Source organism: bacterium, assembly GCA_040757115.1.
Lineage (GTDB): Bacteria > UBA9089 > CG2-30-40-21 > CG2-30-40-21 > SBAY01 > JBFLXS01.
The window spans coordinates 1-8143 of the sequence record JBFLYA010000171.1; the positions used below are offsets into that span (position 1 = coordinate 1).

Sequence of the window (8143 nt, forward strand, 5' to 3'; positions counted from 1 at the left end):
TTCCACAATCAATTTCTACCTATTTCTATAAATTTCAATCTATTTCTATTATCTTATCTCCATATCACTCTTATCTCCTTATCCCCTTTCTTACACTTTTGATATATAGCCTGAACGGTTACAGATTAATAAACAACGAAAGACCCAAAATGCACAAAAAAAGGAAATTTCTGTTTCTGGTGAATAGATTTTAATTTTTTCTCTGCGTCTCTGCGTCTCTGCGGTAAAGGACTACCTGAACGGTTACATTATCGAGAATAAGGGAGTGAAATAAAGGAAGCAGGATTGACGGGATAACCATTTTTGCAGATTTCAAAATGGAGATGAGAACCTTCACTTCTTCCTGTGCTTCCAACTAATGCAATCACTTCTCCCTGTCGGACATACATCCCCTTAGAAACCAGATTTTTTGAGTTATGGGCATATTTTGTGACATAGCCACCTGAATGTTTGATTATCACGATATTTCCATAACCCGTTATCCAACCACTATTAATTACCTCACCACTCTTAGCCGCCATAATTGGTGTGCCCTGATAACTGCCAATGTCAACACCTGTATGAAATCGTATCTGCCCATTAAACGGGTCACGACGGTATCCATAGCCACTTGAAAACCAACCACCCTTAATTGGTCGAATAAATCCCATTCCACCAACAATATATTCTTTTGTTGCTGGTAATAATTTTGCGCCCGGGATAAATATCTCTTTTCCTGCCATAAGGTCTTTAGGTTTCGAAATATCGTTAGCATCAAGAATCTTTTCCGTGCTTATTTTATAAGTAGTTGAGATATTACTTATCGTTTCTCCTTTCCCAACCTTATGAAATACGCCGTCTTGATTAGGAAGTCGTAGTTTTTGCCCCGCTCGCAGTGATGCTATTCCTTTAATATTCCGATTGGCACTCACAATTGTATCTATCTTTAGTCCTTGTTTGTGTGCTATTTCTGACAGGGTATCCCCCGGACGCACTGTATAAAGCATAGTTTCAAAAGAAGGTTCTTCAACTTCTATGCCACCTATGCCTGCTTTATTATAATCCTTAACTTTACAAATTTGATAGGAGACTTGAGGAATGAATGTTGTCAAAAGTAAATCACTTTCTATTTTTAGGCTGGATTGAGTATTGGCTAATATTTGATTTTTATAGAGTGAAGGTAAAAAAGTAATTAATAGTGCAATAAAAATTAATACACTCCTCTCTATATGTTTCCCCTCCCTCCTTTTTCTATTTTTCCTTTTTGCTTCCATAATAAACATTGTTCATCTTTTTCCTTTTTTTTAAATTTGGAGAAATCTTTATAAGAGAAGCATTCTATATTATACGCCAATAAATAAAATTTGTCAAGTGTTTTTTTTGTCAATCATCAAGACTAAACTATCAAAAAATCATAACTTTACAATATATTGAGTTGGATAGAAACTTAACACGCTAAATATTGAGGTATTAATTTTTAAATTTTTTTATATTTTTTCCTGCGGGCAGCATACGGTCTTTTCAACGACATCCTTGTTTCTTCATCTGATGCTTCTTCTCCCCTCTTTCTATTTATAGGATTACAAAATATATGTATTCCCACCATTACCAGGAATAAAAAACTAACAATGATAAATAAATCTAATCCCATTCCCTTTTTCCCGGTTTTTCCATTTTCCCTTATTGTAAGCGTTCAGGTGGTGTAACAAAAGGAGATGTGGAGATTAAGGAGATAGGGAGATATTATTAAAAAAATTGAAATTAATAGAAATTTATGGAAATTTGTTGTTTTCCACAATCAATTTCTACCTATTTCTATAAATTTCAATCTATTTCTATTATCTTATCTCCATATCACTCTTATCTCCTTATCCCCTTTCTTACACTTTTGATATATAGCCTGAACGGTTACGCCTTATTTACACCTTCACATGGCTAAAGTGTTACTTATTCCCCAATTAATTTAATATTAGTCACTCTACCCCAGAATCCCCAACCACTACCATAGATATTTATCTTTGTAATCACAACTGGTTTGGGAGAGAGTTGTTTTATAAGATTAGTCGAGACAAATGTCTGCCAGGTCTTTTCTTTGACGATTTCTTCTAATTCTGGTGCGGTTATTTTGCCCTGGTACTTAAATCCTTTTCGCCAGATGTGGGTCTTGTTTTCTATATCCATATATTCTAATTCTAAAATGAGCGGATAACTGCTTTCAACAAACTTATCACCAAAAAATGAGGAATAAATAACCTTTATATCTGCCATTAATACCAAAGATATAAAAGTAGATATAGGCATCCACACTGATTGGCTGATGCCTAATTTCCCTTCTTCGGTTGATACTCTTGTAAATTCAAAGGCATTTGGATAACTATCACTATCCTTCATTACAGATATTTTATTTAGCCCTTTACCTATTTCTATCTTTTCCCAATTACTTAAACCAATTGTAAAATCACCATTGGTTAATAATTTTGTTGGTTGTGTTGGAGGAGCAGGTATTTCTTTCTTTTCTACAGGTATCTTTTTTGGTCGTTCTGCTATTATTTCAGGCATTTTTACCTCTTCTGTTATCGGCACCTCTTTTTTGGGAATTTCTGGTGCGACGGCAATTGCTACTGGTGGTTCTGGCACAACTGGTAATGTTTGTTCACAAACTAATTGAAGATTGGCAAGCCGACTCTCAAATGCCAGCCCAGAACCATATATCTTTACCCCTTTGATTACTCTTGGTTTTGGAGTAAGAAGGTCTATTAAGTTAGGAGATGTATAAGAATACCATTTATTTTTAGTGATACACTCGCCAATTTTGGGATAATTAATCTGTTTTCGATACAGAAAACCATGTTTAAATGATTTAATCTCCCCCAGTGCATCCGCATATTCCAATTCAATCGTCATCGGGTAATCTCCACCTTCAATCCCATCATTTGCTAAAGAGGCATTGATAACCTTAATATCTGCCTTCACAACTACATACACATATTCAGAAATATCCATATTTAACCGTTGTTTTATCCCTAATTCTCCCTTTTCTCTTCCTGCTTTGGTTCGGTTGAATTCTAAAACCTCTGGATAGTTTTCACTTTCTTTAATCACATCTATTTCTTTCTTTCCATAGCCTATCTCAAATTTCTGCCAATGGTCTAATCCCTTTTTAAAATCAGGATTAGTGAGTTTTGGAAGTATTTCTTCTATTTTTGGAGGTAATGTTATTTTTTCTTCAGGTATAACTTTGGCAATTTTAATTTCTGGTTTTGCCGGCGGTGCTTCTTCTGGAACAGCGGGTTTAATAATCTCCTCTACTTTTGGTGGTGGTACAGGTGGAAACTCAGGTAATTTAACTGGTATTTCAGGTTTTGGCACCTCTTTTGGCACTGGTGGTTTTACCTCTACCGGCTTTGGAACTTCAACCTTTATTTCTTCTTTTGGTGGTGCAGGTGGTAACTCAGGTAATTTAACTGGTATTTCAGGTTTTGGCACCTCTTTTGGCACTGGTGGTTTTACCTCTACTGGCTTTGGAACTTCAACCTTTATTTCTTCTTTTGGTGGTGCAGGTGGTAATTCAGGTAGTTTAACTGGTATTTCAGGTTTTGGCACCTCTTTTGGCACTGGTGGTTTTACCTCTACTGGCTTTGGAACTTCAACCTTTATTTCTTCTTTTGGTGGTGCAGGTGGTAACTCAGGTAATTTAACTGGTATTTCAGGTTTTGGCAGCTCTTTTGGCACTGGTGGTTTTACCTCTACTGGCTTTGGAACTTTAACCTTTATTTCTTCTTTTGGTGGTGCAGGTGGTAACTCGGCAATAACTACAGATGGTTCTTCTACTGGTCGTTCACCCTCTTCAACAGCGAGGTTCACATTATCAATTCTCGCTTTGAATCCTATTCCGGCACCATATATCTTCAAATTTGTAAGTATCTGAGGTTGAGGAGATAATATCTCCACCAAATTTGGGGATGAATATGAATACCATTGATTTTTAGGTATCTTCTCACCTATGTCCGGATAGTTAAGTGTGCTTTCTTTATAAGGTTCATCATAAAGAAAACCATGTTTCCAAACATTAACATTTCCTTGTGCATCTTTATATTCTAATTCAATCATTACCGGATATAATTTGTCCTCATCACTCGCCAATGATGAAAAAATAAGTTTAACATCCGCACCAATTATTAATGAGTTACAATTAGAAATATCCATATTTAATGATTGACTTATCCCTAATTCCCCTTTTTCCTTTACCATGCCAATTCTTTTATATTCAAATACCTTTGGATACTGTTTGGTATCAAAAATAACCTGGAGTATCTTTTTCCCTCCCGGGGTCTCAATCTTATCCCAATATTTTAAATCAAGTGAAAAATCAGGGTTAGTAAGTAGCTTGGGTATTATTCTGCCTGCTCTTTTTGGAGGGAGTTTTGGTTTTTCTACTATTTGAGGTAATTCAACTGGTGGTTTTGGAGGCTTGACCTCTTCGACGATTTTAGGCTTTTCCTCGATAACTGGTTTCTCTGGAACTTTGGCAATGACTTCTTCTTTTGGCTGGACTTCCTTTACTATTGGTGGAATTTCAACCTTTGGGATTTCGGGTAGTTTTACTTCCTTTGGTTTTTCAGGCACAGGTGGTTTTGAAGGTTTGACCTCTTCGACGACTTTCGGCTTCTCCTCGACAACTGGTTTCTCTGGAACTTTGGCAATGACTTCTTCTTTTGGCTGGACTTCCTTTACTATTGGTGGAATTTCAACCTTTGGAATTTCAGGTACTTTTACCTCCTTTGGTTTTTCAGGCACAGGTGGTTTTGGAGGCTTGACCTCTTCGACGATTTTCGGCTTTTCCTCGACAACTGGTTTCTCTGGAACTTTGGCAATGACTTCTTCTTTTGGCTGGACTTCCTTTACTATTGGTGGAATTTCAACCTTTGGAATTTCAGGTAGTTTTACTTCCTTTGGTTTTTCAGGCACAGGTGGTTTTGGAGGTTTGACCTCTTCGACGATTTTCGGCTTTTCCTCGATAACTGGTTTCTCTGGAACTTTGGCAATGACTTCTTCTTTTGGCTTTATTTCCTTTACTATTGGTGGAATTTCAATCTTTGGAATTTCGGGTAGTTTTACTTCCTTTGGTTTTTCAGGCACAGGTGGTTTTGGAGGTTTGACCTCTTCGACGATTTTCGGCTTTTCCTCGACAACTGGTTTCTCTGGAACTTTGGCAATGACTTCTTCTTTTGGCTGGACTTCCTTTACTATTGGTGGAATTTCAATCTTTGGAATTTCAGGTAGTTTTACTTCCTTTGGTTTTTCAGGCACAGGTGGTTTTGGAGGTTTGACCTCTTCGACGATTTTCGGCTTTTCCTCGACTGGTTTTTGTGGAGGTAAAACCTTTGGAAGTTCTGCAACGACTATTTCTTTCACCTCGAATTTTCCAGTCCAATATTCACGAGGATAAGAAGAGAGACTTCGACAACGAAGTGATGACAAATCAGCCGGTTTGGTTTTGTCATCTTCGGTTATAAATAATAAAGAACCAAATTGGCGGTCAACATAAACATGGTAGGTAAAGAAATCGCCCGGGGTGAGTTGTCGGTCTTTATCTTCAAGTTCTACGAGGAGATTTTTACCTGGAACTACTTCACCTTGCATTTCAGTATTGAGTAATATCTGGCTTTGCGTTTTCCCGCGTTCGGTAAGGATATTTGCCCCTCGTGTAAATGACGGGTCTATTTCCATACTAACATTTAATGTAGTGGGTAAAAGTGGTTGTTGTCTATAATTAAATCTTGTTGTCTTTTCCTTTGCATTCAAATATGCCATACCTACATCTATGACTTTTCCCATTTCTTCACTACTGATTTTATTATCCCAGCCTATATTTTTTTCGATTAATTCTGTTCGTATCTCCGGAGTTATACCAAGTTCAATCCAGCGACCAAATATTGGTCGTCCATCTTCATAAGAGCGTAAAACAGCAGATGGAATAGTAATAATATCAAATCCCTTATCTGGAGGAAGACCAGCCTCTTGCGGTGAGACGATACTGAAATATAATTCTACACCCTTTTTAGTTTTAGAAAAAACAAGTTTTATAGGTAAATTTTTAGCGATAACATAAATATCTCCAAGTCCAGGACCAATCAGGCTTAACTCAGAAGAGTTTAATTCTGATTTCAAATCCGTCAAGGGGGTGTAAATTAGTCTAATAGAATTACGGGATAAGGCTTGAACTTCAAGTTTGGCATTAGTTCCTTGTAAAGAAAGGTCGGGTTGAACATCTGCGAGGGCAGCGAAATTGCCTATTTTAAGTCCTAATGTATGCTCAATTGCGGTCCGGGAAATAATTCCCGTGTAGCTCTTATCACCATTGGGGTCGTGTAAAATAGTAAGTGGTAGGTATGGAAGATAGGTATAACTCGAACCGGATAAATACCGCACCATAACAAAAGCAACCTTTTCTCCACTTGAAGGACCAATAGGCAGGTCAACTCTGGTCACAAACTTATATCTTACCTCAGGGTCTTTTTGAACGACCATTGGGGTAATGAATTCGCGCAAATCTACGCTTTTACGATTAGAGACGATTTCCTCTGCCTTTTCATAAAGTAATTCCCATTTGCCAGAATAAGGATAAGATTCCTTTTCTAATTTGATAATCACAATTGCTTTTTCATCCAGGCCTGATGTATTATTTCCTCGCCAATCAACCTTAAATCGAAATGAATCTATATCCTCTTTCAATACCAATGTCGTATCTTCCGCCAGTGAGGCACCGGCATTGGCCCAAATAGGTATTTCCAACAGACCCCGCCAGTCACCAAAAATATTTCCTACAGAAATAATTGACGGCGTAACATTAGTATTAATTGTTGCTTCTTTTCCATAAACCAAAGATGCAATAGTTAGTGATAAAAAGGTTACCCAGTAAAAAACTTTACTTCTCCCTTTCATATTGACACTCTACCTCCTTACAATATTTATCGACATTTTTTGTAAAAAACTAAAATTTTACTTTTTTACATTAACATAAATTTTAAGAAAAGTCAAGAAAAATATTTTAGCCTTCAATTTTTTTCTTGACTAATTTTATTCCAAAAGGTATAATAAACTCAGAATGATGTTTAAAATATCATTTATCCTTATCCTATCATTAATATTTCAGATAACTTATCCTCAATTAGTCTTTTCTTATGGTCTGCTTACACACATCGAGCTTATGACTCAAACAATGAGAGCATTAGGGTCTGAATTCGCCTCCATATCAACTACATTCTTACTTTATGCCACATTAGGGGCAATTGGACCAAATATTTTTAAAGGTAACCTTTTTAAAAAACTTCATGGAGAACAATTTACACAATTTGTCTATGGCATGATAGATTATTTAATGAATCTTACACCTGGAGAAAAAAGGCAGAAACTAACTGCCTATTTATATGGCTATTTAACCCATCTTGCCGGGGATATAAATGGTGATGCACTTGCCCATCGACTAAGTCATCAAAAAGAACATAATTCTAAGTTTAATCGAGTTTATCTTCATCAAGACCTTTATGTTGCGTGTAAATATTATCCTGCGGGTGGGAATAAGGCTAATTTAAAGATTGACTTATATGAATTAGATACAGATATTATGCAGATGTATCGATGGGTATTTGATAAATTGGAAGGCGGGACATTTAAATTAGAGTGGAAGACATTTATCTCTTCTTATGACCGAACTCGACTTCTTATCTGGTGGTTAATCCAGGAGGCAAAACAACCTTTTTTCCGTGTGTTTTTACCTTATAATTTTAGTATGAAGTATCTCTTAGAATTTGAGCGTAATTTTGAAGACGCTAAACAAAAAGCCATTCAATTCATTAAGACAGCAACCGAGTATCTTTATAGCCCTACCTGGAATAAGGAGGGATTGGATAAATTAAAAGAAGTTCTTAAAGAAGACGATGTTGGCTGTCCGTATCTGTAAATGAGGTTATCAGTAATTCGTAACCGTTCAGGATATAGCCACAGAGTTACAGAGAACACAGAGGGAATATAGCAGTTATTAGTCAAAACTTTATTCAGAGTGGATAAGTAAAAAAAATCCCAAATCCCAAGCACCAAATCTCAAATAAACACCAAATTCCACATACCAAAAAGCGAATTAGAGATTAGTGAATTAGAGATT

Annotated in this window: 6 protein-coding genes; 3 read left to right on the forward strand and 3 right to left on the reverse strand. The window is 36.4% G+C overall.

Features of this window, described 5'->3' with window-relative positions:
- On the forward strand, nucleotides 1–194 hold a 194-nt coding region (locus AB1422_13690), incomplete at its 5' end, for a hypothetical protein (GenBank protein ID MEW6620364.1).
- Nucleotides 195–248: 54 nt separating this feature from the next.
- Here AB1422_13690 and AB1422_13695 read toward each other — a convergent pair.
- Entirely contained in the window at nucleotides 249–1262 is a 1014-nt protein-coding gene (locus AB1422_13695; protein ID MEW6620365.1) for a M23 family metallopeptidase, read from the reverse strand.
- Nucleotides 1263–1456: 194 nt separating this feature from the next.
- The gene (locus AB1422_13700) at nucleotides 1457–1630 is read right to left on the reverse strand and encodes a hypothetical protein (GenBank protein MEW6620366.1); all 174 of its coding nucleotides are present in this window, start codon (nucleotides 1628–1630) and stop codon (nucleotides 1457–1459) included.
- 123 nt (nucleotides 1631–1753) lie between these two features.
- Here AB1422_13700 and AB1422_13705 point away from each other — a divergent pair, with 123 nt between their 5' ends.
- The gene (locus AB1422_13705) at nucleotides 1754–1918 is read left to right on the forward strand and encodes a hypothetical protein (GenBank protein ID MEW6620367.1); all 165 of its coding nucleotides are present in this window, start codon (nucleotides 1754–1756) and stop codon (nucleotides 1916–1918) included.
- Nucleotides 1919–1926: 8 nt separating this feature from the next.
- Here the strand turns inward: AB1422_13705 and AB1422_13710 are convergent, their stop codons facing one another.
- Nucleotides 1927–6924, reverse strand: coding sequence for a hypothetical protein (locus tag AB1422_13710; GenBank protein ID MEW6620368.1), 4998 nt, complete (start codon nucleotides 6922–6924; stop codon nucleotides 1927–1929).
- A 163-nt stretch (nucleotides 6925–7087) separates the two neighbouring features.
- Here AB1422_13710 and AB1422_13715 point away from each other — a divergent pair, with 163 nt between their 5' ends.
- On the forward strand, nucleotides 7088–7942 hold the full coding sequence (locus AB1422_13715) for a zinc dependent phospholipase C family protein (GenBank protein ID MEW6620369.1): 855 nt from the start codon (nucleotides 7088–7090) through the stop codon (nucleotides 7940–7942).
- The last annotated feature ends 201 nt before the right edge of the window (nucleotides 7943–8143 follow it).

Coding starts and splice junctions, on each gene's coding strand:
- AB1422_13695 (MEW6620365.1), bottom strand. CDS start 1,262: ATGTTTATTATGGAAGCAAAAAGGAAAAATAGAAAAAGGAGGGAGGGG.
- AB1422_13700 (MEW6620366.1), bottom strand. CDS start 1,630: ATGGGATTAGATTTATTTATCATTGTTAGTTTTTTATTCCTGGTAATG.
- AB1422_13705 (MEW6620367.1), top strand. CDS start 1,754: ATGGAAATTTGTTGTTTTCCACAATCAATTTCTACCTATTTCTATAAA.
- AB1422_13710 (MEW6620368.1), bottom strand. CDS start 6,924: ATGAAAGGGAGAAGTAAAGTTTTTTACTGGGTAACCTTTTTATCACTA.
- AB1422_13715 (MEW6620369.1), top strand. CDS start 7,088: ATGATGTTTAAAATATCATTTATCCTTATCCTATCATTAATATTTCAG.